This is a genomic window from Sphingomonas sp. OTU376 (assembly GCF_038440415.1).
In the GTDB taxonomy this organism is placed as follows: Bacteria; Pseudomonadota; Alphaproteobacteria; order Sphingomonadales; family Sphingomonadaceae; genus Sphingomonas; species Sphingomonas kyeonggiensis_A.
This window is the reverse complement of the sequence record NZ_JASATQ010000017.1, coordinates 26357-52683: the sequence shown is the minus strand read 5'-3', so window position 1 is coordinate 52683 and position 26327 is coordinate 26357. Positions and strand designations below refer to the sequence as shown.

Genomic DNA, 26327 nt, shown 5'->3' with positions numbered 1-26327 from the left:
GTATCTACCTATTGGAAGGTAGGAATATGGCGCAGAACACAGCCGAGCACATCGTCGATACGGCGCGGCGGCTCATCATGACCCGGGGCTATAACGGGTTCAGCTATGCCGATATCGCGGAGGCGGTCGGCATCCGGAAGGCGAGCATCCATCATCATTTCGCAGCCAAGAGCGACCTGGCGAGGGCCGTGGTCGATCAGTCACGGGCGATAATCCATGCCCAGGTCGCGCAACTCGCGGCAGGCGAGCCCGACGCCGCCGCGCAGCTGCGTGCCTATGCCGGTTATTGGGAGCGCTGCATTCTCGACAATTCGGCGCCTTTCTGCGTCGCCGCGATGCTCGCTGCCGAGCTGCCGAGCTTGCCCGACGAGCTTGCCGTCTCGGTCCGCGCGCATTTCGCCGAGCTGACCGACTGGCTGGCGCGGATCCTCGCGCTCGGTGTGCGGCAGGATAGCGTCGCGCTGGTCGGTTCGCCGGCCGAGGAGGCCGACGCCTTCATGTCCGCAATCTACGGCGCAATGCTTTCGGCCCGTGCTTTTGCCGATCCCAGCCGCTTTATGACGATTACCGAGACATTGCTGTCGCGGGTCGTGCAGCTGCACTGCCCCCCCCAAAGTGAAGGGCGCCCCGGCCGAAGCCGGGACGCCCTTTCTCCTGACGCTGGAGCCAGGCCTTAGAAGGAAGCCCAGTCGTCACCGCCGGTGCCGGCGGTTGCGAGAGGCATGGCCTTTACCGGCGAGACATAGCCGGTGCCGGCCTTCGCCGCCGGCTTCGAGGCGCGGGTGGCGCTCGTCGCGGCCGGACGTGCCGCCGGACGAACCTGGGCATTGCCCACGTTGAAGCGGCTGGCCTGGTCCGACAGTGCACTCACCTCGGTATTGAGGTTGCGCGCGGCTGCGGAGGTTTCCTCGACCATCGCGGCATTCTGCTGGGTCGACTGGTCCATCGTGCCGATCGCGGTGCTGATCTGCGAGATCGCCGTCGACTGCGCGGCATTGTCAGTCGCCATTTCGGCGAGCAGCGTGTGCACTTCGCCCACGTCGCTCGAGATATTGGCGAGCGCGCCGTCGACCTTCTCGACCATTTCCACCGCCGCGACGATGTCGGTCTGGGTGGCGGTCAGCTGGTCGCGGGCGCGGCCGGCCTCTTCCTCGGCGCGCATGGCGAGCGCGGAGACGAGATCGGCGACGACCGCGAAGCCACGGCCGGCTTCACCGGCGCGGCCGGCTTCGACCGCCGCGTTCATCGCGAGAACCCGTGTCTGGAAGGCGATCTTGTCGAGGCCCTCGATCACGCTGTCGATGCCCTTGGCGCTGTCGGCCACGCGAGTCATCGCCTGCACCGCCTCATCGGCGATCGCGCGACCGCCCGAGACGGTGCTGATCGCGCCGTCGGCACGCTCCACGGTGCGGCCGGCCGAACCGGCCATGGTCCGCAGCCGCTGGTCCATCTGCGCGACGGCGGCCGAGGTTTCCTCGAGGCTGGCGGCATTGGCTTCGGTGCGGCGGGCCAGGTCTTCCGATGCCTGGGCGATTTCGGTTGAGCCGGTATGGATGGTCTGGGTCGATTCCATCACCGAGCCGATCAGCGCGCGCAGGCTGCTGAGCGCTTCATTGTAGTTGCTCTTGAGCGCGGCATAGTCGGCCGGGAATTCGCGGGTGATCTCGGCGGTCAGGTCTCCCTTGGCGACTTCGCCGAGATTCTGGCCGAGCGTGTCGACGACCATCTTCTGCTCGGCATCGGCGATCGCCTTGGCAGCGGCCGCGGCTTCCTGCGCCTGGGCGGTGTCGCGGAAGACCAGCACGGTCTTCGCCATCGCGCCCAGCTCGTCGCCGCGATCGGTGCCCGGCACATCGACGCGGTTGTTGCCGCCGGCCAGCGCGCGCATCGTGTCCTGCAGGCGCGCGAGCGGCTGGGTGATGCCCGAGCGCGAGACGACGAAGCTGATGCCCATCGCGGCCAGGATCGCGACGATGCTGACGATCAGCATCGTGTACGACGCGCTGTCGCTGCTCTCGCCGAGCTCGTCGGACTTGGCCTTGCTGTCGGCGATGATCTGGTCGTTGAACTTGACCATCTGGGCCGCCAGCTGGTCGATCAGCTGGTCCATCTCGGTCAGCAGGACCTTGGCGCCGTCATTGTCGTTGCGCTGGCCAAGCTTGATCGCGCGCGCTGCGAGATCGTGGATCTTGGCGATCTGGCCACGATAATCGTCGAGTTGGGGCTTGAGGGCGGGCTGCATCTTCTCGGCATTACCGAGCAGCCGGGTCGCCGCCTCGAAGTTGCCCTGCTCGATCTTGCCGGCTTCCTGCGCAGCCTTCGACGCGCCGTCATAGGACAGCGCGCGGTAGCCGGCATAGGCCATGTCGGAGACGCGGCGATTGGCGCGTGCCAGCTCCGTGGGAACCGGCATGCGGTTTTCGACCAGCTCGGCATAATTCGTGTCGATGCGCTGCAGCGTGCTCGACCCGAATAGCGACAGGGCGAATCCCACGGAGGCGACAATGGCGACGAGCGCCAGAATCTTGGTTGGTATCTTGAACTTTGCGAGCATTTTCCGCGTCTCCTGTGACGAGGCAGGCCCCTGCACGGACCTGCCCCCACAATTGCTAGGTTGAACGGACCGGCATCAGAACGACGTCCAGTCGTCATCGCCGGCGGTGGCTGAGGACTTGGCGACAGGCAGGGCCTTCACCGGTGAAACATATCCATTGCTCTTCTTGCCAATCGGCTTGGCCGGGCGCGAAGGCATCGGAGTCGGCGCAGGGGCGGAGCGCATCGCTGGGCGCACCGTGGCGGCGCCGACGGTAAAGCGGCCGGCCTGCTCGGAAAGCGAGCTGACTTCGCTGCTCAGATTGCGTGCGGCTGCCGAGGTTTCCTCGACCATCGCGGCATTCTGCTGGGTCGACTGGTCCATCGTGCCGATCGCGGTGCTGATCTGGGTGATCGCGGTCGACTGGGCGGCATTGTCGGTCGCCATTTCGGCGAGGAGGGTGTGCACTTCGCTTACATCGCTCGAGATGTTGGCGAGCGCGCCGTCGACCTTCTCGACCATCTCCACCGCCGCGACGATGTCGGTCTGGGTGGCGGTCAGCTGGTCGCGGGCGCGGCCGGCTTCCTCTTCGGCGCGCATGGCCAGCGCCGAGACCAGGTCGGCGACGACCGCGAAGCCGCGGCCCGCCTCGCCGGCGCGGCCGGCCTCGACGGCGGCGTTCATCGCGAGGACGCGCGTCTGGAAGGCGATCTTGTCGAGGCCTTCGATCACGCTGTCGATGCCCTTGGCGCTGTCGGCGACGCGAGTCATCGCCTGCACGGCTTCATCGGCGATCGCGCGGCCGCCCGAGACGGTGCTGATCGCGCCGTCGGCACGTTCCACGGTGCGGCCGGCCGAGCTCGCCATCGCGCGCAGACGGTCGTCCATCTGTGCGACGGCGGCGGAGGTTTCCTCCAGGCTCGCGGCATTCGCCTCGGTGCGGCGGGCGAGGTCTTCCGACGCCTGGGCGATCTCGCTCGAACCGGTGTGGATCGACGCGGTCGATTCCATCACCGAGCTGATCAGCGTGCGCAGGCTGGTCACGGCTTCGTTGAAGTTGGTCTTCAGTTCGGCATAGGCCTCGGGATAGGCGGCGGTGATCTCGGCGGTCAGGTCGCCGCGGCTCAGCGCCTGCAGCGTATCGCGCAGCGTGCCCATCACTTCGCGAAGTTCGGCGGCCGAGCGCGCATCGGCTTCGGCGCGGGCCTTGGTGCCCAGGCGGAACTGCTCGACGGCGTTGGCGATCTGGCCGAGTTCGTCCTGGCGGTCACGGCTCGGCACTTCGGCTTCGCCGCCCTTGGCGAGCACGGTGGTCGCTTCGGTTAACTTGGCCATCGGCTGGGCGACGGTGCGGTTGATCGCGAGCCAGATCGCGCCCAGGCCGCCGAACGCGACGAGCGACAGCAGGATCGTCATGATCAGCGCGAACTGCGTCTGGCCCTGGCCATATTCATTGTCCTTGGCCGAGCGCTCGCGGGTGCGGGTGAGCAGGGCGTCGGCGGCGTCGATGGCGGCGCGCGAGCGATCCTTGCCCACGCCCTTGATCGCCTTGACGGCGCCGTCCAGGTCACCGGCGGCGCGGAGCTCGAAGATCGTCTTGTTGGCGTCGATCAGCTCGGTCGCCTTGGCGCGCAGGCCATCGACATCGGCGCTGAAGTCGCTGCCCGCGACCTTGCGATAGGCGTCGATATCCTCGAGCAGCTTGGCCTCGCCCTTGGCGCGGCGCTCAACCAGGCTCGCTTCATCCTTCGGGGTCGCGGCGTTGTAATAGCTGTAGACGATGATCCGGAGCTCGCGGATGTCGGCAAGAACGTCGGTCAGGCCCGAGAGGCCGGTGATGCCATTCTCGACATGGCGGGTGGCGACACCGCTGAGGGTCTTGTTGGACACATAACCATTGACACCCAGGCCAAGGACCAGGGTGCCGATAAGGGCAAAGGCCACCAGCATTTTCTTCGCGAGGGGCCAGCTGTTTATGATGCCGAGCATTCTCTTGATCTTCCACTAGCTTCCGGCGTCCTTGATTATTGTAGGCGCCGTGATTGACAGGGGAGCCCTAACGGGCGGGAAACTAGAGCCATTATAGGACTAACTGTGCCCACCATTCCCAAACTGCGTAGTTTCCACAGGTCCGCCCCTCAAATTACGGATCATCCTATAATTGCTCGGGTAACCATTTCCGGAGTGTCCCGTGGCCCGTTCAGTTCGCCCCTCTCTCGCCCTTGCGGCGATCCTGCCTCTCGTCAGTGCCATGCCGGCGTTTGCGCAGGACAAGGTGAAGCTGAGCGTGAACGGCAGCGTACGGGCCCGTGTCGAGACGATCGGCGGCCAGTTCCGCCCGAACTCGCCGGAAAGCGACAGCTTCGTCTCGTTCCGCACGGTGCTCGCGGCGAAAGCCGATATCGGCGCCTTCACCTTTGGCGGCGAGGTGGTCGATGCGCGCGGCTATGGCGAGAATGAGAAGAGTACGGTGCGGACCAACGAGATCAACGATCTCGAGCCGGTCCAGGCCTATATCGCGGTGCGCCCGACCAAGGGTTCGCAGCTGACGGTCGGCAAGTTCGCGATGGACATTGGTGCCAGCCGCCTCGTCGGCCGCACCGACTTCCCCAATGGCGTGCCGACCTATCTCGGCGCCAAGTTCGAGCTGCAGGACAAGAACAAGAACCAGCTTTACCTGTTCTGGACGCGCCCGTTCACCGCACTGCCGGATACCCCGGCCGACATCTATGACAACAAGGTCCAGCTCGACCGCGCGACCGAGAACATCGAGTTCTTTGGCGGCAATGCGATGCTGGCGAAGCTGTTCGGCAAGACCTCGATCGAAGCCTATGGCTTCCGGCTGATTGAGCATGACCGCAGCACCCACCCGACGCGCAATCGCCGCCTGATCACCTTCGGCACGCGCCTTCGCCGGGCGCCGGCCAAGGGCGCGATCGACTATGAAGTGGAAGCGGCGCTCCAGCGCGGCCTCGCCCGGGCAACCGCAGCGGTGAGCGATGTCCGCGACCTCAAGGTCCATGCCGGGTTCGTGCATGCCGAGTTGGGCCGTACCTTTGCCGGCAAGTGGGCACCGCGCGTCGCCGCGCTGTTCGACTATGCCAGCGGCGAGACGGCCAACCCGAACACTTATACCCGCTTCGACACGCTGTACGGCGCCCGTCGTGCCGATTTCGGCCCGCTTTCGCTCTATGGCGCGCTGGGCCGGGCCAACATCGTCTCGCCGGGCGTGCGCTTCGAGGCGCGGCCTTCCAAGCGCCTCGACCTGATGGCCTCGGTGCGCGGCGCCTGGCTGGCGTCGTCGATCGACGCCTTCTCCTCCACCGGCGTGACCGACAAGACCGGCCGCTCCGGCAAGTTCGGCGGCGTCCAGTTCGAGCTGCGCGGTCGCCGCTGGCTGGTCCCCCAGAAGCTACGCTTCGAGCTGGGTGCCGCCTATCTCGCAAAGGGTGAGTTCCTGCAGGATGCACCCAATGCCCCGCGCAGCGGCGACACCAAGTTCGTGCACGGCGACCTCACCTTCTCCTTCTGATCCGCGAGCGCGGTCAGACCCTTAGGTAGAAGCCACGGATGGCGGGACCTGCACGGTCGCGCATAAATCCCGCCAACACGGGCACCAAGTCCGGGTCGCGAATTCAGGAGGGCCAGGTGAGCCCGTTGTCCCCATTGCTGGTGCTTGTGGTGCGTGAGGCGGGCCTCCGCAGCACGCTGATCGCGCGCTTGTCGATGGCGGGCGCCGATCTGGTCACGATCGACAATATCGATGATCCGCGGATCCAGCGCTGGCTCGCGAAGGGCCCCGTGCTGATCCTCGATCAGGCCGCGCTACAGGCGCGCGAGGGTGGGGAAGCCGCATTGCGCGCCGATCCGCGCTGGCGCGCCATAGCGGTGATCGGCGGCGCAGCGGAAAACCCCGCATATCCGCCGCGTATTCCGGCCGCCGATGCCGCAACCGAGATCGAAGCGATGCTGCCGGGCTGGGGCTATCCGGAGCGCTGAGCTCCGGACGGCTGTCAGCTCTTGGGAAACATGCCTGCGGCAAAGGCGATGCGCAGCGCCTCGGAAAGGCTGCGCACTTCCAGCTTCTCCATCAGGTTCGCCCGGTAGATTTCCACCGTGCGCGGGCTGATATCCAGCTCATAGGCGATGATCTTGTTCGAGCGCCCCTCGATCAGCCCCTTGAGCACGTCCTTCTCGCGCGGCGAAAGCTTGCCGATCTTGGTCTCGGCGACGTTGACGCGCGCGGCCGCCTCATTGCCCTCTTCCAGCCTGGAGAAGGCGAGGTCGATCGCCGTCATCAGGAACTCGGCCTCATAGGGCTTCTCGATGAAGTCGAGCGCGCCCGCCTTCATCGCCTGCACCGCCAGGCCGACATTGCCCTGGCCGGTCAGGATGATCGCCACGAAGCGGGGATCGTTGCCCACTGCGTTGAGCACGTCGAGCCCGGTCGATCCCGGCATGTGGAAATCCAGCAGCAGCACGCCCGGATCGAGGTCCGGCAGGGATTCCAGATAAACATCTCCCGAGCGGAACGCTCGGATCACCAGATCTGATCGCAGAGAAAGCAGGCTGTGCAAGGAGGCCCGGACGGCGTCGTCGTCGTCCACGATATAGACCGTTTTTGTCATCTACTCTCCACCCTGTTCCGTGGCGGGAAGAGTGAACCTGAAAACCGCGCCACCCTCTGGCCGGTTCTCAGCACTCAGGACCCCACCATGCGCCTCAATGATACGCTTGCTGATGGAAAGTCCAATACCCATTCCCGCACCTTCCTTTTTTGTGGTCGTGAAACGAGAAAAGAGTTGGTCGAGCATTGGTTCCGGTATGCCCGGCCCGCTGTCTGCAATTTCTATTGCAATCATGTCTTCGCTGGACTTGCGCGAACTTACCGTGATCCGCCTGTCGTCCGCGCCCTGCTGACGAAGAACCTCGATAGAATTGCGCAAAAGATTAACTACGACTTGCTGCACCTGCACACGATCCGCGAAGACGCAGGGTGCATCGGGATCGAGGTCATAAGTCAGCCGGATGTTGAACTGGCTGGTGCCGACCAGCACCAAATCTGCTGCATCGCGAATGGTGGGAGCCAGCGGCGTGATCCGCAGATCGACATCACCACGCATCGTAAAGCTTCGCAGGCGCCGGATGATTTCGCCGGCGCGCAATGTCTGCTCATTGGCCATGCGCAATAGTTCGGCGACCCGCTCGAAATCTTCGCCCTTGTCGAGCAGCATGCGCGCTGCTGCGAGGAAGTTCGATGTCGCGGCAAGTGGTTGATTCAACTCATGTGCCATGTCGGCGGCGAGTTCGCTCATCGCCGACTGGCGGCCGACATGGGCCAGCTCGGCGTTGAGGTCGCTCAACCGCTCCTCGGCCGCGAACTGCTCGCTCAGGTTGCGCGCGAAAAGCGTGTAGAGCGTGTGGCCGTCGATCTGGGCCACGCCCGCGCGCACTTCCATCGGAAAGCGGGTGCCGTCGCGGTGCAGGCCGGAGGCAGCGATCGTCTCGTCGCGACCCATCGGCTTGCCCGCCTTCAGGAACGCGCTTAGCCGGGATTCCGGGTCCTCATCCTTCGGATAGGGCGTGAGCATCGCGAAATTGTGGCCCAGCACTTCATGGGCGCGATAGTCCCACAGCGCTTCGGCCGCGGTGCTGAACACGCGGATCGTACCTTCCTCGTCGACCACCAGCATCGCCTCGGGCACCGTTTCGATGATCGAGCGCAGCTGGGCTTCGCGGCGGCGCAGCGCCGCTTCGCGTTCCTCGCGCTCGGTGACGTCGAGCATCGCCCCGACAGTGCGCATCAGATTGCCGTCGGTATCGTAAAATGCGCGGGAAGAGCCTTCGACTGCGAGCACGGTGCCATTTGCCTGTTTGAAGCGATATCGGAAACTGAAGCGCGGGGAGCGGTCCGCCACGGCGCGCTCGATTGTTTCGAACACCGCGTCAACGTCACTCGGCTCGACCAGGGCGCGCCAGCTGTCGAAATCGGTGATCGTGCCCGGGACCAGCCCTAGCCGTTCCTCGGCGCCCGGCGCCCAGCTGATCCTTCCGGTCGGCACGTCCCATTCGAACACGCCCACTTCATGCGTGGCGATGGCGATGCCCAGGCGCTCCTCGCTTTCGCGGAGTTCGGCAACGGCGCGCGCGCGATCGGAAATATCGGTCATCTTGTGGATGACCACCGGGTCGCGTCCCGCAATCTCGACGCGGTGGACATGCTCGAGGATGGCGATTTCGCGGCCGTCGCGCGTGATCTCGATCAGTTCCTGCGCGCTGCCCTGAGGGCGGCGGGGCAGGCTGGCCTCGGCACTTTCGCAGCGCGAGCGGAGCAGCAGGTACTTGTTCTGTCCGCGTGCCTCCTCCGCGCTCCAGCCGAAGAGTTCCGCGGCACCCGCCGACCAGTGGACAATCCGCCCATCCGGGGAGGTGAGCGCCATGGTGGTGACGTCGATCGCCTCGGTCAGCTCGACCTGAACGGACTGCTCGCGGGCCACCCGAGTCACTGCCCAATAGGCGATGGTGCCGACCACCAGCACATTGCCGAGCATCGCCAGCAGCTGGCCCGGCGCGGCGGCGAAGGCGATCTGCCGCGAGAACAGCAATTCGAGCGCCGCGGGCAGAACCGGCAGGATCAGTGCGGCGGGCAGCAGGATGCGCAGCAGCCGGCGGTTGTCCGGATCGCGGGCCAGCTCGCGCACCCAGGCAAAGCCGCTGTTCCAGGCGATCGCCGCCAGCGACAGGCTGATCGAAACCAGCGCGGCGGGCAGGGACGTGCCGAGCAGCGGCACGCTCGGGCTCGGGCCCGGATGCGAGAAGAGGATGATGATCCCGGCGGCGGAGGCCAGTCCGAGCGCCACGGTCGCGACGAGGCTGCGCATTTCCTTGGCCACAAGGTCGCGCACGCACTGGCCGAGCCCGGCAAGCCCCAGGATCAGGAACACCGCGGCGGGATTGATCCCGGTGCGGCCCGGATTAGGGAACGGGAATTGATTGATATGGGCGGCGAACAGCAGCTCGTCGACGCCAAGGTCGATCTCGGTCCAGCGCTCGAACAGGGCGATGACCGCGATCCCCAGCGGTATCGCCAGGAGATTCATCGCCAGCCGCCTGCGACCGACGAACGAGGCAAGGAAGCCGAGCGAAAGCCCCACATAGCCCAGGCTGGTCCAGGGCCAGATCGGGAAGTCGTTGAAGCCGAACCCGCGGAGCTCTGGTACGTCGAAGACCCACCCGCAAAACGCGGCAATGCTACAGGCCAGCCCGAAGGCGGCGAGGGCGATGGCCACTCGCCGGTTCACGGGTGCCGTCACGGATGACGGCTCGGCAGGGTCAATTGCGACGCGCAACGATGCACCTTCCCCTTCCGGGAGCTGTCAATAACACCAATCAAGCCAAGGAGAAAATGGGGATAGTCCAGAGTGGTTCAGTCTCTTTCTGAAGAAGCACGGCTTGCCAAGTGGCTAGCACCTGAGCGATCACCCAACCGTTACGCAAGGGGGAGGAGTCGCTTGATCCGCTCGTTAATCATCTTTGGTGCGCTGGCCGGGCTTGCCGCCTGCGATTCCAGCACCACCAGGGCACAGACCGCGTCGTCGGAGCCTGCTCCGGCCGCTGGCGGACCGGGCAAGGGCAAGGGCTATAGCCACGATCCCTTCCCCTCGACCTATCATGCCTATCCCGGCGCGCCGACGTTGCTGACCAACGTCACGGTGTTCGATGGCGAGGGCGGCCGGATCGACAATGGCCAGGTGCTGTTCCGTGACGGCAAGATCGTTGCTGTCGGCCAGAACCTGTCGGCGGACGGCGCCGCGGTGATCGACGGCAAGGGCAAGTACGTCACCCCGGGTGTGATCGACATCCACAGCCATCTGGGCGACTATCCGTCGCCGGGCGTGCAGGCCAATTCGGACGGCAACGAGATGACCGGCCCGGTCACCGCCGAAGTCTGGGCCGAGCATAGCGTCTGGCCGCAGGACCCCGGGTTCGGCCGTGCGCTCGCCAATGGCGGTGTCACTACGCTCCAGATCCTTCCCGGCTCCGCCAATCTGATGGGCGGCCGCTCGGTCGTGCTCAAGAACGTCTATGCCCGCACCATGCAGGCGATGAAGTTCCCGGGCGCCCCCTATGGCCTCAAGATGGCGTGCGGCGAGAACCCGAAGCGCGTCTATGGCTCGAAGGGCCGCATGCCCTCCACCCGCATGGGCAATATCGCCGTCGATCGCCAGACCTGGGCGCGTGCCGCCGAGTATAAGCGCCGCTGGGATCGCTATGAGGAAAAGGGCGGAGAGGCCCCCTCGCGCGACCTCGCGATGGACACGCTGCGCGGCGTGCTGGAAGGCGAAATCCTCGTCCAGAACCATTGCTACCGCGCCGACGAGATGGCCATCGTCATGGATATGGCCAAGGAGTTCGGCTACCACGTCTCGGCCTTCCACCACGCCGTGGAAGCCTACAAGATCGCCGACCTGCTCAAGGCGAACAACACCTGCGCCGCGGTCTGGGCCGATTGGTACGGCTTCAAGATGGAAGCCTATGACGCGGTGCCCGAGAACCTCGCCATCCTCGACAAGGAGGGCGCCTGCGCGATGATCCATTCGGACGACGCCAACGGCATCCAGCGGCTCAACCAGGAAGTCGCCAAGGCGCGCGCCGCCGGCATCAAGGTCGGCATGAACATCAGCGAGGAACATGCCTGGACCTGGCTGGCGATCAATCCGGCCAAGGCGCTGGGCATCGCCGACAAGACCGGCAGCCTCAAGCCCGGCAAGATGGCGGACGTGGTGCTGTGGAACGGCAATCCGTTCAGCGTCTACACCCGGCCCGAGATGGTCTGGGTCGATGGCGCGCTGATGTACGATGCCAAGGATCCGAAGCGCCGACCGGTTTCCGATTTCGAACTCGGTCAGCCGGGCGAAGGGGATGTGAAGTGATGAAGAAGCAGCTCCTTCTCGCCGCCACCGCGGCGCTTGCCTTCGCTTTCCCGGCCACGGCGCAGACCGTGGCGATCACCAACGCCAAGCTGGTCATCGGCGACGGTGGCCAGCCGGTCGATGGCGGCACCGTGGTGATCCGTGATGGCCGCGTCGTCGCGGCCGGTCCGGGCGTTGCCGTGCCCGCCGGTATTCGCGTGATCGACGCGGGCGGCAAATGGGTCTCGCCCGGCATCTTCGCCGGCTTCACCCGCATGGGCATTGTCGAGGTCGATGGTGTCGACCAGACCAACGACAGCGGTCCCGGCAATGTCGGCTTCCATGCCGCGATCGACGTCACCCCGGCGGTGAACCCCAAGTCCACGCCGATCGCGATCAACCGGGCCGAAGGTATCACCCGCGCCGTGGTCGCTCCCGACAATTCGGGATCGATCTTCGCCGGTCAGGGCGCGATCATCGACCTCGGGGCGGACATGGACGCGGTCAGCAAGCCGCGCGCCTTCCAGTTCATGGAATGGGGAGAGAGCGGCGCCCGCGCCGCCGGCGGCAGCCGCCCGGCCGCCTATGCCGCGCTCAAGAACGTGCTGTTCGAGATCCGCGACTATATCCGCGCACCGGCCAGCTTCAACGACCGCAGCAAGGATGCCTTCCTGACGCGCGCCGATGCCGAGGCGCTGGTGCCGGTCCTCCAGGGCCGTACGCCGCTGCTCGTTCATGTCGAACGTGCCTCGGATATGCTGGTGCTTCTCCAGCTCAAGAAGGAAATCCCGACGCTCAAGCTGGTATTCGTCGGTGCGACCGAAGGCTGGACCGTCGCCCCGCAGATCGCGGCGGCCGGCGTGCCGGTGATCGCCACTGCGCTCACCGACCTGCCCGAGAGCTTCGAGCAGCTTGCCGCCAGCCAGTCGAACATCGGCCGCATGGCCGCGGCGGGCGTCACGGTGGCGATCGGGACGATCAACCAGGACGAATCCCGCCAGGCGCGCTGGGAGAAGCAATATGCAGGCAACCTGGTTGCGCTGACCAAGGTGCCCGGCGCTACCGGCCTGGATTGGGGTGCGGCCTTTGCGGCGATCACGTCGAAACCGGCGGAAGTGCTCGGCATGGGCGGCGAGTTCGGCTCGCTCAAGCCAGGTCGTCGCGGCGATGTGGTGATCTGGGATGGCGATCCGCTCGAGATCGGCACCTCGGCGGTCAATGTCTTCATCGACGGCGTCGAGCAGCCGCTCGAGAACCGCTGGACGCGCCTGCGCCAGCGCTATCTCGATCCGAAGGAAGGGGCTCTGCCCAAGGCCTATCAGCGCTGAGGGGCAGGAACCTTGGTTACGGTCCCGCATTGAAGTGCGGGACCACAATATGGGGAAGCGACATGCGGATTATTGTGCCGATGCTGGCAGCGCTGGCGCTCGCGGGCTGCGGGGGCGGGAGCGAGGGCAATCTCACTGCCAATGATGCGGTGACGGCGCAGCCGCTCAACGGGGAGGACGCGGTCAACGCGGCCGATACGATCAACTACAGCGCCGAGGTGCTGAAGCAGAACGACGCGCAGCGCGGCGCGACCTTCATTCGCGCGCTCAAGGATGCGTCGCTCGAATGCGAGCATGTCGACAGCGCCACGCGCATCGCCGATCAGGACAAGGTGCCGACCTGGCGTGTCACCTGCCAGGGCGGCATCAACTACATGGTCAGCATCCCGCCCAACGGGATCGCGAAGATCATCAGCCGCACCGATCGCTGACGCCTTTCCAATCGACGGGATGCCGCCGCTTCTCTAAGAGAGCGGCGGCATCTGTCAGGATTTGCGCGTTGACCACTCCATCCCCCGAAAGCGAAGCCATCCGCCTCCTGCTGGTGGAGGATGACGAGCCCCTGCGCACGATGCTCGCCGACCAGCTCGAGGCACGCGACTACGACGTGCATTCTGTGACCGACGGGCGCGCGGCGATCGGGGCAGTCGGCGCCACGCCGTTCGACGTGATCATCCTCGATCGCATGCTGCCCTTTGTCGACGGGGTCGATGTGCTGCGCTGGCTGCGCGAGCAGGAGGTGAAGACCCCGGTGATCCTGCTCACCGCGCTCGGCCGCCTGCCCGAGCGGGTCGAGGGGCTGGAGGCGGGGGCCGACGACTATGTCGTCAAGCCGTTCGAGATCGACGAGCTCCACGCCCGTATTCGCGCGGTGCTTCGCCGGCGCACCGCCGCCAACGCCGACAGCGCCACGGTCACCGCCGGGGACATCACGGTCAGCGTCGCCCGCCACCGCGTCACCCGCGCCGGCAAACCGGTCGAGATGCACAAGACCGAGATCAAGCTGCTTGCCGAGCTGGTGCGCGAGGCCGGCACGGTGCTCACCCGCCCGCTGCTGCTCGAGCGGGTCTGGGGCTATGATTTCGTGCCGACCACCAACATCGTCGATGCCCATATCCGCCGCCTGCGCCAGCGGCTGGAGGCGACCGGACTGCCCGATCCGATCGTGACCGTCCGGGGCGTCGGCTACATGTTCCGCAGCTAGCGGATGGGGCCGCTCCGTTCGCTGCGGGCGATTGCCTTCGCCTTCATTGCGGCGATCACGCTGGCGACCCTGCTCACCTTCGCGGCGGTCTATTTCGCGCTGCTTGGCGCGATCGACCGCCAGGTCGACAAGCGGCTGGAGCGCGAGTCCGCCGCGCTGCTCCAGGGCAATCCGGACCGCGTGCTGCTCGGCCTGCGCATCGGCGAGGAGAGCCGGCGGCGTGACAGCGGTGATATCGGCTTCCTGCTCACCGATACGAACGGCCGGCGCCTGGCCGGCAATATCGAGCCCACCGCGCCTATCCCACCCGGCGTCTCGACCATCGATCACGGCGCGGGCATTCCGGGGCTCACGCGTGGTCGCGCCCATGTCGAGCGGTTGCCGGAGGGGCTTACGCTGACCCTGCTCGCCGAGAGCGAACCGATCGAGGATCACGACGCGCACCGGCTGCTGATCCTGGCATCGGGCTTCGGGGCAATCTTGCTGCTGGTGGTGCTGGGCATATTGGCGCTCAGTCTGACGATCCGGCGCAATATCGAGGCGGTCCGCGCCGCGGCCGAGGCGATCGTCGAAGGTGACATGCGCGCCCGTGTCCCGGTCGAGGCGCCGGGCACCGCTTTCGGGCGCCAGGCCAAGGCGTTCAACCGCATGCTCGATCGGATCGAGGCGCTGATGGCCAGCCTCGCCCAGGTTTCCAACGACGTGGCGCACGACCTGCGCACGCCGCTCGCGCGGCTGCGCGGACGCCTGGCCCTGCTCGCCGAGCGGCCGGAGGCGGGCCCGGTCTCGCCTGAGCTGGAGGAAGCGGCGGCCGAGGCGGAGGATATCCTCGCCATGTTCGCAGCAATCCTGCGTATCGCCGAAATTGAGGGTGGCGAGCGCCGCGCGATGTTCGAGCGGATCGATCTCGGTGCGCTCGCCGGCGATGTCGCGGAATCGCTTGAAGCGATGGTCGAAGACAGCGGGCGGGTATTGCGGCTCGGCACGCTTGCCCCGGCGCCGGTCGAGGGCGACGTCCGCCTGCTCACCCAGCTGCTGGTCAACCTGATCGAGAACGCGGTCAATCATACGCCGCCCGAGGCAACGATCACCGTCGAAGCGACGGTGCGGGGAGGGCGGGCGGTTCTCGCTGTGGCCGATAACGGCCCTGGGATCCCCGAGGATGCCCGCAGCCGCGCGCTACGCCGCTTCGGGCGGCTCGATGGGAGCCGGGGCAGTCCAGGGCACGGCCTGGGCCTGCCGCTGGTCCAGGCGATCGCGACGCTGCATCGGGGCGAGCTTGAACTTGCCGATGCGAAGCCTGGCCTGATCGTCAGGATAAGCCTGCCGCTGGCTGGCTGACCTTTCCCGGCGAAGGCCTGCAAGCGAAACGGCCCGGATGGTGGGTACCATCCGGGCCGCTCCTGTTCGCCTTGAAGGGCAGGATCAGAACTTGACGCTAACCTCGCCGCCAAAGGTCCGCGGCGGATTGAAGTTGGCATAGTCGCCGAGGATGCCACCATAGTTGGTCGACACCAGTGCGCCATTGGCACCGTAGTTGAGCACCGGCGACGAGTTCGCGTTCGAGCGGCGATAGATATAGGTGTGGTCGAGCAGGTTGCGCGACCAGATCGACAGCGTCACCGTGCTGCCGTTCTTCATCTCGATGTCCGCCAGCGCGATGCGGCCGTTCACGACGAAGCTCGGGTCGGTCTTGGTCGGCTCGAGCTGGAAGCTGTACTGGCTGCTCGCATAGTTGGCGTCGAGGTGGATGCGCAGGTTTGCGCCGCCCGCGACAGGCACCGGCAGGACATAGTCGATTGCGCCCGAGGCCGCGTTGGTCGGCGTGTAGACGATGTAGAGCTGCTGCGGCAGGCCGCCGGTCAGCGGGTTCACCGCCGAAGGTGCCTTCCAATAAGTATAGGCATAAGAGCCGGTCAGCGTCAGCTCGCGGGTCGGCTTCAGTGTCAGGTCCGCCTCGATACCGCGGATCTTGGTGTCGCCGGCATTCTGGGTCTGCTCGATATGGCTGCCGCTGGTGGGGCTGGTGGCCGAGGTGTCGAACAGGTCGAAGTCGAACTGCGTGTTGGTGCGGTTCATGATGTAGCCGGCCAGGTTGAGGCGGGCGCGATGATCGAGGAAGTCCATCTTCGCGCCGATCTCGTACGACTTCACCGATTCCGGCCCGAACGCGTTGAAGCTCTGCGAGCGGTCATTGGCGCCGCCGGCGCGGAAGCCGGTCGAGTATTTCGCATAGAAGTGCATGTCCGGCGTCGCGTCGTACGCGATGTTGAACATCGGGTCGAAGCGGTTGACGCTGTTCTCGAAGGAGAAGCCCTGCACGACGTTGTTGACGACGTAGAGGTTGCCGTGGCGCTTGTCCTTGGTGAAGCGGCCGCCGGCGGTGAAGTGCAGGCCCGTGCCTTCCGGTGAGAAGGTCAGGTTGCCGAACGCCGAGTAGTTGTGATCCCATGCCTTGCTGGCGCGGGTGATGAACTGGCAGCTGTTGGCGAACTGAGGCACCGTCGCGGCCAGCGTGTTCACGCACGAGGCGTTATAGGGCTGGTAGCCCGAATTGGCGCTGGTCACCGTGCCCGACACGATCGGGCTGCGGATGGTGTAGGCAGTACCGTCCGCGTTCCACAGGTTGCTCAGCGGGGTCGCTGCATATTCGGTGGCATGCTCGGTGTAGTAATAGGCGCCCAGCACGAAATCGAACTGGTCGAAGCTGCCGACGGCCTGGAATTCCTGGCTGAACTGGTGCTGGTCGAGGAACGACAGGCTGTAGCGGCTGAAGTTCGCGTTCGGCGCATAGGTGCTGCGCTCCGGACCGCCCGAATTGTCCCACTGGTCGGTGGAGACGCCGCGCCATGCGGTGATCGAGCGCAGTTCGATGTTCGGCGAGACCTTGTACTTCAGGTTCGAAGTGAAGCCGTGGGTGATGTCCACGCTCGGCTGCTGCGGCACGCCGACATCGGCGACGGTCTGGCGATCGGGATGCACGCCGACCAGCGGTGCGCGCGGGGCGACGCAGACCGGCTTGGTGCTGCCCGCCGCGATCGTGCCGCCACATGCCGTGGTGGTGCCGGGCAGATAAAGGGTGGTGCCGATCGTGCCGCCCGCCGGGGTGTAGCTGCCGACGGCATAGCCCTTCGGATTGTAGTTGATCAGCTGGCTGTACTGCGGCGTGTTCTCGTCCTTGGCATAGTCATACGAGAAGTCCGCGGTCAGGCCGTCGAACGGGGTCCAGCGCGCGGCGGCGCGGCCGCCCTTGCGGTCATAATAGTTCCAGCCGGTCGAGCCCTCGAGCGGGTCCTTCACGGTCGGATCCTGGTGCTGGTAGATGCCGTCGAACTTGAGCGCGATGTTGGCGAAGGCGGGCAGGTCGATATGCGCTTCGGCGTTGCGGCTGCCGTAATTGCCCAGGCCGGCGGTCATGCGGGCGCCGAACTCTCCGGTGGGTGCGCGGGTGACGAGGCTGAGTGCGCCGCCTTCGGTGTTGCGGCCGAACAGCGTGCCCTGCGGGCCCTTCAGCACTTCGATGCGCTCGATGTCGAACAGTGCGGCATTCAGGCCCTGGGTCTTACCGAGGGCAACGCCGTCGATATAGACGCCCACGCCGGCATCGCGCGCGGTCTGGTTCTGGTCATAGGGGACGATGCCGCGGATGCCGATGGTCAGCGCCGACTGGCGCGCCTCGAAAGTGGCGACGCGCAGCGACGGCACGGTGCCGTCTGCCAGGTTGAACAGGCTCTGGACGTGGCGATCCTGCAGCGCCTCGGTGCTCAGCACCGAGATCGAGATCGGAGTCTCCTGCAGGTTGGTCTCGCGGCGCTGCGCGGTGACGACGATGTCGGTCAGGCCGGTCTGGTCGTCATCGGGCGCAGCGGTCTGGGTCGCCGGGTCGGCAGCCTGCTGCTGGGCGAGCGCCGGCGTGGCTGCCAGCGCCAGCAGGGTCGAGCCCGCCAGCAGCGACAAACGGAAGCGCGAGAAATTCTGCATTAGGTTAACCCCCAAAGGTCAGGTCTGGTTCTGACGGGGCGCCTACGCAGCGTAGTTGGCAGTTATGTTACTTCGATAGTAATGTATAAATACACGTCATGACATTTTCGTTTCATAATCGACATATTAAAATACGATCTGGAATGATTGTGATGTAATATGAAATTGGTCGATATATTATCCGTGATTATGAAAGTTAAATAAAGTTTATTCTGAGTTATATCTTGCTGGCTGCGCTGAAGTTTATCCTTGGACTGCGGGTTTGATTGTGTCCCGCAAACAAAAAGGGAGGCCCCTCGCGGAGCCTCCCTCGTTGTTTTCGAAAACAGGTCGGATCAGAGGCCGACCACGCCGCCGTCATTCTTGGTGATGATCACGATCGCCGAGCGCGGGCGGATCGTGGCGCCGGCGGTGCCGGTCGCCTGGCTGTCCGGCCAGTGGCTCGACGGTGCCGCCGGGGTGCCGTTCTCACCCGGGTGCTGGATGCCGACGAACAGCGTGCGGCCGTCCGGTGTCGAGTCCACGCCGGTGATCTCGCACTCGACCGGGCCGACCAGGAAGCGCTTCAGGTTCGCGCCCGGCGCCGCGCCGATGCGGGTCGCCTGGGTCGCGGTCGCGCCGCCCGTGCCGGTGTTGGTGATCGTGCGCGCGCCGCCATCGCCGACGGTGCCCGGCTGGGCCGCGAGCATCATGCAGTTGGTGACGTCGGTATAGGCGCCGTCGTCGGTCTGCAGCCACATGATCGGCTTGACCAGGCCCGATGCGTTGGTCGCGCGGCCGAACCAGCAGCCGTCGGGCGACGAGAAGTCGTTGTCCGCGGTCAGGCCCGACAGGTTGATGTTGGTCGCGTCCAGGTCCGCACCCGCGCCGAAGGCGAAGATGTCCCAGGTGAAGGTCAGCGATTCGGTGCTGGTTTCCTTGATCCGGATCACATGGCCGTTCGGGTTGCCATACTGTGCCGTGCCGGCGGTGCCGTGCCGGCGGTGCCGTACGGATCGTTATAGTGGCGCGGATTGGCCGCGTCGGTGCCGTTCAGCGGACGCAGCGTGGCGTTGTTGTTGGTGAGAGTGAGGTAGACCTCGCCGGTCACCGGGTTCACCGCGGTCCATTCCGGGCGGTCCATCGGGGTTGCGCCGGCCACGTCCGCGGCGAGGCGGGCGTTGACGAGCACGTCCGCCTGGTCGGCGAACGGATAGACTGCGCTGGCGGCGGTGATGCCGTTCTGGCCGAACACCAGGGCGACCCAGCTGCCGGTGCCGTCTGCAGCGAACTTGGCGACATAGAGCGTGCCGGCGTCGAGATACTTGTCGCCGATCGCCAGGCGATCGGTCGCGGTCGCATCGGTTGCCACCCAGGCGGTGTTCGAGACGAACTTGTACAGATACTCGCGGCGCGAATCGTCGCCCATGTACCAGGCGGGCTTGGTGCCGGCGACGAACTTGCCCGGCCAGCAGCCTTCATGGCCCAGGCGACCCAGAGCGGTGCGCTTGCGCGGCGTCGATGTCGGCGCGTACGGATCGATCTCGACCACCCAGCCGAACTGGTTCGGCTCGTTGCGGTAATCGGCGAGCGCGCTGGCGCCGGTCGCGCGAGCGTCCCAGCGGCGGAACGTCGTGTTGGCGGTGTCGGCGGCTACGACGGTCGACCAGCCATAGCTGCCCGTGCTGCTCGTCACGCCATAGCGGCTGAGCGCGGTCAGCTCCTTGGCGGTGCGAGCGGCATTGTCACCCGAGCGGCGGAAATAGCCGGCCCAGTTCTCTTCGCAGGTCAGCAGCGTGCCCCAGGGGGTGTAGCCGTTTGCGCAGTTGTTGATCGTGCCGCGGCCCGCAACGCCGGTCGGCGAATAGGGGGTCTTGATCAGGTCCGAGCCCTTCACCGGCCCGTTGAACACCATCGGGGTGTTCGGGGTGATGCGGCGGTTGAAGGTCGAGGTCGACGAGAAGGTCCAGGCGCGGCTGGCGCCTTCCGAATATTCGACGACCGAGACGCCGTGGCACTCGATCTCCTTCAGCGCTTCCGCCTCGGGGCGCACGCCGCCCGGCGAGGTGGCGCCGGCGGTGTGGAGATACTGCTGGTTGATGTTCTCGTGGTTCTGCACGATCAGGCCGCGGGTCGAGCTGGTCTCGTCGCGGGCGCCGGTGGTGCTCAGGCCGAACCAGAACAGCGCGTCGCCATGGTCGCCGATGCGGTTGGCGAAGCCGGTGTCGGTGCCGTCATTCTTGTACGCTGCGGCGCTGCCGGTGATCGGGTCGCCCAGGCGCGCGCCGATCTGCACGGTGTAGCCGGTCGGCACGGTGACGACGTCGTTCTTGTTCTTCGCGACGGCGGTGAAGCCCAGCGCGGTCGGGTTCACCGTCACTTCGACGGTCGAGATGCCCGCGGTGCCGGTGCTGTTCGCGGCGGCCAGCTGGAAGGTGAGCTTGGTCGCGGTGGCGACCGACGGAGCCAGGAAGCTGGTGGTGAGCGCGTTGGTGCTGCTCAGCGTCACGGTCGGGCCGGCAACCTGGGTCCAGGAATAGGCTTCGGCGCTGCCGGTGCCGGTCAGCGTCACGGTGCGGCCCGAAGCAGTGGTCGCGGCCGAGCCGGCGCTGATCGTCGGTGCGGTCAGTTCCTCGGTCTTGCTGTCGCAGGCCGCGAGGACCGAGCCGCCCATGGTGGCGGCGACGATCGCCGCGCCGCCGCGCTGCAGCGTCTGGCGACGCGAATAGCGCTGGTCGGCCAGCTCGTTCAGCGTCGGGCCGGTGTTGTGGATGTTCTGATCGACGTCGCCATCGGTGTAGCCGAAGCCGGTCTCGGTGAGATTGGTCATGGAAACCCCCAAGCAGCCGAGTCACTGGCGACCCGGTCGCCCGGTCCTTGGAAGCGGGACGTGACGGCAGCATGCGATTGTCGTTTCGTCGGCGTGACTTTTCTGTTGCCGCTTCATGACGCTTTGCGCGGGCGCCCGGCAGCGTCTAGGCAGGCGGCCGATGGACGCCACCGATCCCGAGCCCCAGATGCCTCCGGCGCCGGCGCATAGCCTTTCGCAGCGTCTGGCAGCTACGCTGCGCGGCCTGCCCTTGCCCGCAGGAGGCTGGCGTGTGGCGACGGCATTCGGCGCGCTGCTCGCCGCCGGGCCGCTGCTCACCCTCGCCGGCGCCTCCATGCTCGTCCAACATGAAAAGCGTGCGACAGCGAAGCTGCAGGACCAGCTGGCCCCGCGCCTCCAGGCCGAAGCCGCTGCGCGCGAGGCGCGCACCGCGCTCGCCAATGCCGCCGGCCGTGCCGCACCGGGGCAGGTTGTCGAGCTGCTCTCCGGCGTACTGCCACCCGAGGCAAAGCTTACCCGGATCGAGCGGACTCGCGACGGCGGGCTCGAGTTCGACGTGGCGGGAAGCGATCCCGACGCATTGCGCGCCGCCGTCCGCCGCGCGCCCGAATTCGCCGGCATGCGCAATACCAGCCAGCGCCATGCCGATGCGGCGATGATCGTCTCGATGCGCGAGGACGCCCAATGAAGCTTCCTCCGATCGTCATCGGCGGCCTGGCGGGCCTGGCCGTCGCGCTGCTGCTCGCCCCGGCCACCGGCACTGCGCTCGGCGAGCTTGCGGCGGCAAGGGCCGAGCGCGCAAAGTTCGCCGCCGTCGCAGCGCAACCTGCGGCACCGCCACCTTTGCTCGCTCCGGGCCTCGGCCTGCATGTCGCTGACCCTGCCGCCGGTCGTGCAGCGATCCTGCAACGGGTCCGAGGGCTCGCGCAGTCGGGAGGCGTGCTGGTCGAGGAGGCGGGCGTTGCAGCGGCGCCGGAGGGCGTGGTCGCGCTGCGCATCCGCCTGTCCGGCGCGGAAAAGGCCGTGGTTGCGCTCAGCGACGCGTTGGAGCGCGGCAAGCCGCTGATGCGCCTGCGGACCTGGCGGATCGAACCGATCCCCGAGGGCGGCGGCGTTCGGCTGATCGGCGAGGTGGTCGCGGCATGGCGATGAAGTTTCGCCCCGAATGGGCCGCGCTGGCTGCCGCCGCGGTGCTGGCGATCGGCATGCCGGCGCTGCTCCTGCTCCCTGGCGTAACGGGCAAGGCTCCGAAGGCGCCGCCGGTACCCGCCCCGATCGGCGCAGGCTCGATACCGCCGCTCGCCCGTGCCTATGAGCGCCCGCTGTTCGGTACGTCCGAGCCCGCCGCAGCGCCCACCGATGCGCCCCAGCTGGTCGGCATCGTCGGCCGGCTCAATGTCGATGCGGTCGCGCTGGTCAGGTCGAGCGAGGGTTCCACCCGCACGCTGAAGGTGGGGGAAAGCGTCGACGGCTGGAGCCTCGCCAGCCTGGCGATCGATGCGGCCTTCTTCACCCGGGGCAGCGAGCGGGTGCGGGTGCCCCTGCCGATCGAACCGAGCGGGGATGAGGCTGCGGGACGGGTTGGCTAGTAGCGCTAAGGACCCATTTGCGGGCGTGTGGCTGTCTTAATAAGGTAAAGCCTCACCCGGTGGGGGTAGATTAGTGGCGCGAAAGAATCTCGTTCAAAGGATTGCCCGTAAATGCGGTGGCCTTAAAGCGCTCGGGTTGAGGCACTTAGCAACGCTACGGAAGCAGCGGGATGACGCAAATTGGACTTATGTTCAGAGCGTTCTTGCGTCGATCGGAAGCCTTATGATGAGCTGGGGGTTGATAGAGCGTCAAATCAACACTCTTATCTGCCAATATCATCACATCGCTTCTGATAAATTGCGCACGAGAGGGTTGCCTAGTTCGCTGGGTGAAAAGATCGCCTACCTTGTAGTCATCGGAAATGATGAGCGCATGCCGAGTGTTTTGCGTTCGGCTATCAAGGAATGGGTGCCCGCTATTGGGAGGTTACGGTCTCACCGTGATTGGATTGTGCACGGAAACCTATCTCAGGTAGGCCGCACATTTCGTTGGCGAGCGCAACTTCTGACACTTCGTGGGCATGAGCCAGCGTTCGAGGACCGATATTTCACAAATGATGAATTGCAGGAAAGGATGCGTGAAATTGGAGCCCTCTCTCACGCTATGGCGATAGTGCTCACGCCGATACTCCTGGGAAATGTGAACGCTGCCTCCGCCCCTCAATAAATCCCGTCGATCTCCACCGTCAGCCGCGGCGTCGGCGGGGCGAGGAGCAGGCTGCCGCGCTTGGCATTGGCGATCTCGTCGGCGCGCAGCCGGGCATAGCGGTCCTTCGCTGCCGCCGCCGCATCGGCGCCGTCGCGTAGGATCGTCGGCTTGAGGAAGATGAACAGGGTGCGCTTCTGGTGCTGCTCGCGCCGGCTCTTGAACAGCTCGCCGACGATCGGGATGTCGCCCAGGATCGGCACCTGCTGGCGCGTGTCGGTATAGTCGTCGGCGGTCAGGCCGCCGAGTACGATCGTCTGGCCATTGTCGGCGAGCACCGTGGTGGTGATCGCGCGGCGATTGGTGACCAGGTCCGATGCCGCGGCGGTCTGCGCGGCGGCGATCGACGAGGCTTCCTGGTTCACCTGCAGCCGGATTGTGTCCCCCGCATTGACCCGCGGAAGCACGCGCAGGGTGATGCCCACGTCCTTGCGCTCGATCGTCGTATAGGGGTTCACCGTCGAGCTGTCGGTCAGGATCGACCCGGTCAGGAACGGCACGTTCTGGCCCGAGACGAACTCGCCCGCGACATTGTCGAGCACGGTGATCTGCGGCGTGGAGAGCAGGTTGGCGCGGGTCGAGGTGCCCAGCGCCTGCACCAGGATCGAGAAATCGTCGCCGATCGCGAAATTGGCGTTCAGGCCATTGCCCAGCACCGATCCGGCCGGCACGCCCAGCGCCTTGAGGATCGTGCCCAGCGACGCGCCCGACTGGTCGAAAGAGGTGCCCACGCCCTTCACCTGGTCGAGCACCGCGCCGCTCGTGCCGATCTGCACGCCCAACTGCTCGGCATCGTCGCCGGTGATCTCGGCGATCGCGGCTTCGATCAGCACCTGCGGGCGGCGCACGTCGAGATCGGTGATCAGCGGCTCGATCGCGGCGATCGCGGCAGGCGTACCACGCACCACCACGGCGTTGAGCTCCGGAGCCGGCTGCACGTTGAGCTCGGGCGTCGAGAAGCCCCTCGGCGTCGGCGTCTGCACGTTCTGCATCGTCGTGCCGTTGGTCTGGGCATTCTGCATCGCGCTGCCGATCCCGCCGCTGGTCGAGGCCGAGCTGTTGGGAAGGGCGGAGATGTTCTGGTTGCTCTGGCTCAGCCGCGCGAACGGGTTCGAGCTGCCGCTACCCAGGCTCTTCGCCACGGGATTGTCGGCGCTGTCGCCCTGGCCGAGCACGCCGCGCAGCACGTCGGTCACCGTCTCGGCATCGGCATAGTTCAGGCGGAACATGCGGGTGATCGGCGTGGCGCCGCCCGGCTGGTCGAGCGAGATCAGCATCTTGCGCGCCTCGGCGACCGAAGCCGGGGTGCCGCGCACGATCACCGTGTTGCTGCGCGCATCGGCGGCCACCCGCGTGCCGTCGCCCAGCACGGCCTGAAGCGACTGCGCCACGTCGGTCGCATTGCCGTTCTTCAGCGAGAAGGTGATGAAGGTCGCGCCGCTGCCGCCGTCGAGCTGGCGGGCGATCGCCTCCACCCGGCGGACATTGTCGGCATAGTCGGTGATGACCAGGGCGTTGGGCGTGCTCAGCGGCTCGACGCTGCCGAAGGTCGCGACCAGCGGGCGCACCACGCGGGCGACATCGGCGGCGGGCACGTTCTGCAGCCGCACCATCCGCGTCACCAGCTCCTGGCCCGAGGCGCCGCGGCTCGGGATGCCGCCGTCGCGCACCGCATTGGCCGCCGGCACGATCCGCCAGGCCCGGCCCGAGCGCACCGCCGCGAAGCCGTTGGCGCGCAGCACCGACTGGTACAGCTCCCACACGCCCTGCGGCGACAGCGGGGTCGAGGAGGTAACGGTCACCGTGCCCTTCACCGCCGGATCGAGGATCAGCGTCCGCCCGGTGATGCGCGAGATCTGGTCGGATACGTCCGAGATCTCGACGCCGCGCATGTTCACCACCACGTCGCCGGTGCCGGCATCCTGCGGGGCGGGTGCAGTCTGGGCGATGGCAACCGTGTCCAGGGCGATCCCGGCGAGCGCGAGTGCGGCGATGGCGGAGCGAATCTTCACAGGGGCACTTTCTAACGGAGCGGCACGGTAAGCGTGATACGCTTGCCGTCGCGAAGGATCTGGATCTGGGCGTTGCCGTTCGCCTGGGCCGCCGCGAAGGCGCCCTGGGCTGCGGCGGGGTCGGACAGCGACGTGCCGTTGACCGACTGGATCACGTCACCCGCCACCATGCCGGGCGGGCCGTTGTCGCCGATACGGTATCCGCCCGGCACGGGGGACGCATCGAAGCGCTGGAGGATGCTGCCCACGCTCGCCTGGGGCGGGCCGGCGGGGGGAGGCGGGGCGCCCGGAACGGTGCGGATCGGCGGTGCCCCTGCGGGCGCGGTCACCGGATTGGCGGGGGCAGGGGCGGGCTGGCCCTGCGCCGCTGCCTGCCGCTGCTCGGGCGTCAGCGTCGGATCCGGGAAGGCGAGGAACTCGTTGCGCCCGCCATTGGCGAGGATCACCCGGTCGCGCAGGATCGACTGGATCGTCGCGCCGTTGAGATTGTCGCCTACCTTGTACGCCTTGGCCGGCTGGCCGCTGATCGAGATGAACGCGCTGGAGAGCTCGCCCGGTCCCGCGGCGATCACGCCCTTGAGCTCGAGCGGCAGGCTCGTCGCCTGACCAGCCTCGGAGACCGAGGGCTTGCCGAACGGTGCCAGCGCCACCGCCGCGCCGATATCCGGTGCCACGGCCGGGCCGCTGGCCCCCGAAGGCACGGTGATCGCGCCGGTGCCGGCATGGCCGGCGATCCGCCAGGTCAGCCCGGCAAGCGCCACCGCCACCGAGACGACCATGGCGCCGGTGAACAGGTTGAGTCCGATGCGCGCCTGGCGCGGGGTCAGGGTAAGGCCTGTCATTACAGCTTCCGTCCGTCCACGAAGCCGTCGAGCGATGCAAGCGCGCTGTTCTCCTGCCCCGCGAACACCTGGACGCGAACGCGCTGAATCTCGGGATCGTCGGTCCGCCGCCGATCCACCGAAACCCGCCATGCCTGGCCCATCATCTCCACCTGCTCGCTCCCCGGCGCGCCCGCTTCCAGCTCGGCGAGCCGGTTCTCGGCTACCCACATGGCCGTAGTGCGGCGCTCGATCGCCCGGGTGGAATCGATATGCGATTCGACCGTGCGCATCAGGCCCACCGTAGCGATGGCGAGCACCGCGAGCGCGACAAGGGCTTCGATCAATGAAAAACCGGCGTCGTCGTGCCCGCCGTCATCCGGCGGAAAAGCTGGGCCCCGGCTTTCGCCGGGGAACAGCTTTGCGTGTTCC

General features: G+C 66.5%; 21 protein-coding genes. 11 read left to right on the top strand and 10 right to left on the bottom strand.

Features of this window, described 5'->3' with window-relative positions:
* The first annotated feature begins 26 nt into the window (after positions 1-26).
* Positions 27-677, top strand: a complete 651-nt coding sequence (locus tag AAHM44_RS09645) for a TetR/AcrR family transcriptional regulator (RefSeq protein ID WP_342249836.1) — start codon at positions 27-29, stop codon at positions 675-677.
* Here the strand turns inward: AAHM44_RS09645 and AAHM44_RS09640 are convergent.
* Both AAHM44_RS09640 and AAHM44_RS09635 read right to left on the bottom strand, forming a co-directional pair.
* Positions 674-2554, bottom strand: a complete 1881-nt coding sequence (locus AAHM44_RS09640; protein WP_342249835.1) for a methyl-accepting chemotaxis protein — start codon at positions 2552-2554, stop codon at positions 674-676. The two genes, AAHM44_RS09645 and AAHM44_RS09640, sit on opposite strands and share 4 nt — an antisense overlap.
* A 75-nt stretch (positions 2555-2629) precedes the next feature.
* Positions 2630-4522, bottom strand: coding sequence for a methyl-accepting chemotaxis protein (locus tag AAHM44_RS09635; protein WP_342249834.1), 1893 nt, complete (start codon positions 4520-4522; stop codon positions 2630-2632).
* 262 nt (positions 4523-4784) lie between these two features.
* Here AAHM44_RS09635 and AAHM44_RS09630 point away from each other — a divergent pair, with 262 nt between their 5' ends.
* Both AAHM44_RS09630 and AAHM44_RS09625 read left to right on the top strand, forming a co-directional pair.
* Positions 4785-6065, top strand: coding sequence for an alginate export family protein (locus AAHM44_RS09630; RefSeq protein WP_342249833.1), 1281 nt, complete (start codon positions 4785-4787; stop codon positions 6063-6065).
* Between the two features lie 116 nt (positions 6066-6181).
* Positions 6182-6532 (top strand): hypothetical protein, encoded by a 351-nt coding sequence (locus tag AAHM44_RS09625; protein WP_342249832.1) that lies wholly within the window; start codon positions 6182-6184, stop codon positions 6530-6532.
* A gap of 14 nt (positions 6533-6546) precedes the next feature.
* Here the strand turns inward: AAHM44_RS09625 and AAHM44_RS09620 are convergent, their stop codons facing one another.
* A complete protein-coding gene (locus AAHM44_RS09620; RefSeq protein WP_184168596.1) occupies positions 6547-7161 on the bottom strand; it encodes a response regulator transcription factor in 615 nt (204 codons plus the stop codon).
* On the bottom strand, positions 7162-9822 hold the full coding sequence (locus AAHM44_RS09615) for a PAS domain-containing sensor histidine kinase (RefSeq protein WP_342249831.1): 2661 nt from the start codon (positions 9820-9822) through the stop codon (positions 7162-7164). It abuts the gene before it with no gap.
* A gap of 222 nt (positions 9823-10044) precedes the next feature.
* Here AAHM44_RS09615 and AAHM44_RS09610 point away from each other — a divergent pair, with 222 nt between their 5' ends.
* From AAHM44_RS09610 to AAHM44_RS09590, 5 genes are all read left to right on the top strand, one after another.
* Positions 10045-11466 carry an amidohydrolase gene (locus AAHM44_RS09610; protein ID WP_446745978.1) on the top strand — a complete coding sequence of 474 codons (1422 nt, stop codon included), beginning with the start codon at positions 10045-10047 and terminating at the stop codon, positions 11464-11466.
* Positions 11466-12773, top strand: coding sequence for an amidohydrolase family protein (locus tag AAHM44_RS09605; RefSeq protein ID WP_342249830.1), 1308 nt, complete (start codon positions 11466-11468; stop codon positions 12771-12773). Before AAHM44_RS09610 ends, AAHM44_RS09605 begins: the two co-directional genes overlap by 1 nt.
* Before the next feature lie 62 nt (positions 12774-12835).
* Positions 12836-13204 (top strand): hypothetical protein, encoded by a 369-nt coding sequence (locus tag AAHM44_RS09600; protein ID WP_269576106.1) that lies wholly within the window; start codon positions 12836-12838, stop codon positions 13202-13204.
* A 68-nt stretch (positions 13205-13272) separates the two neighbouring features.
* A complete protein-coding gene (locus AAHM44_RS09595; protein WP_342249829.1) occupies positions 13273-13977 on the top strand; it encodes a response regulator transcription factor in 705 nt (234 codons plus the stop codon).
* Between the two features lie 3 nt (positions 13978-13980).
* Entirely contained in the window at positions 13981-15318 is a 1338-nt protein-coding gene (locus AAHM44_RS09590; protein WP_342249828.1) for a sensor histidine kinase, read from the top strand.
* A gap of 84 nt (positions 15319-15402) precedes the next feature.
* Here the strand turns inward: AAHM44_RS09590 and AAHM44_RS09585 are convergent, their stop codons facing one another.
* From AAHM44_RS09585 to AAHM44_RS09575, 3 genes are all read right to left on the bottom strand, one after another.
* The gene (locus AAHM44_RS09585) at positions 15403-17958 is read right to left on the bottom strand and encodes a TonB-dependent receptor (RefSeq protein WP_342249827.1); all 2556 of its coding nucleotides are present in this window, start codon (positions 17956-17958) and stop codon (positions 15403-15405) included.
* A gap of 335 nt (positions 17959-18293) precedes the next feature.
* Positions 18294-18890 carry an alkaline phosphatase PhoX gene (locus tag AAHM44_RS09580; protein ID WP_342249826.1) on the bottom strand — a complete coding sequence of 199 codons (597 nt, stop codon included), beginning with the start codon at positions 18888-18890 and terminating at the stop codon, positions 18294-18296.
* A complete protein-coding gene (locus AAHM44_RS09575; protein WP_342249825.1) occupies positions 18887-20767 on the bottom strand; it encodes a PhoX family protein in 1881 nt (626 codons plus the stop codon). Before AAHM44_RS09575 ends, AAHM44_RS09580 begins: the two co-directional genes overlap by 4 nt.
* Before the next feature lie 160 nt (positions 20768-20927).
* On the opposite strand from AAHM44_RS09575, the gene AAHM44_RS09570 reads away from it, so the two are divergent.
* Genes AAHM44_RS09570 through AAHM44_RS09560 form a run of 3 tightly spaced genes read left to right on the top strand, consistent with a single transcriptional unit; the run spans position 20928 to position 22356 of the window.
* Positions 20928-21455, top strand: coding sequence for a hypothetical protein (locus tag AAHM44_RS09570; RefSeq protein WP_269576101.1), 528 nt, complete (start codon positions 20928-20930; stop codon positions 21453-21455).
* The gene (locus AAHM44_RS09565; RefSeq protein ID WP_342249824.1) at positions 21452-21919 is read left to right on the top strand and encodes a GspMb/PilO family protein; all 468 of its coding nucleotides are present in this window, start codon (positions 21452-21454) and stop codon (positions 21917-21919) included. The genes AAHM44_RS09570 and AAHM44_RS09565 overlap by 4 nt, the downstream gene beginning before the upstream one ends.
* On the top strand, positions 21910-22356 hold the full coding sequence (locus AAHM44_RS09560; protein ID WP_342249823.1) for a hypothetical protein: 447 nt from the start codon (positions 21910-21912) through the stop codon (positions 22354-22356). The genes AAHM44_RS09565 and AAHM44_RS09560 overlap by 10 nt, the downstream gene beginning before the upstream one ends.
* 660 nt (positions 22357-23016) lie before the next feature.
* On the opposite strand, the gene gspD is transcribed toward AAHM44_RS09560, so the two are convergent.
* From gspD to gspI, 3 genes are read right to left on the bottom strand one after another with little or no spacing between them, the layout of a single operon-like run.
* Complete coding sequence (gspD, locus tag AAHM44_RS09555) at positions 23017-25074, bottom strand: type II secretion system secretin GspD (protein ID WP_342249822.1); 2058 nt, start codon at positions 25072-25074, stop codon at positions 23017-23019.
* An 11-nt stretch (positions 25075-25085) separates the two neighbouring features.
* Entirely contained in the window at positions 25086-25916 is an 831-nt protein-coding gene (locus AAHM44_RS09550) for a type II secretion system protein N (RefSeq protein WP_342249821.1), read from the bottom strand.
* The gene (gspI, locus tag AAHM44_RS09545) at positions 25916-26314 is read right to left on the bottom strand and encodes a type II secretion system minor pseudopilin GspI (RefSeq protein WP_342249849.1); all 399 of its coding nucleotides are present in this window, start codon (positions 26312-26314) and stop codon (positions 25916-25918) included. The genes AAHM44_RS09550 and gspI overlap by 1 nt, the downstream gene beginning before the upstream one ends.
* Between the last annotated feature and the right edge of the window lie 13 nt (positions 26315-26327).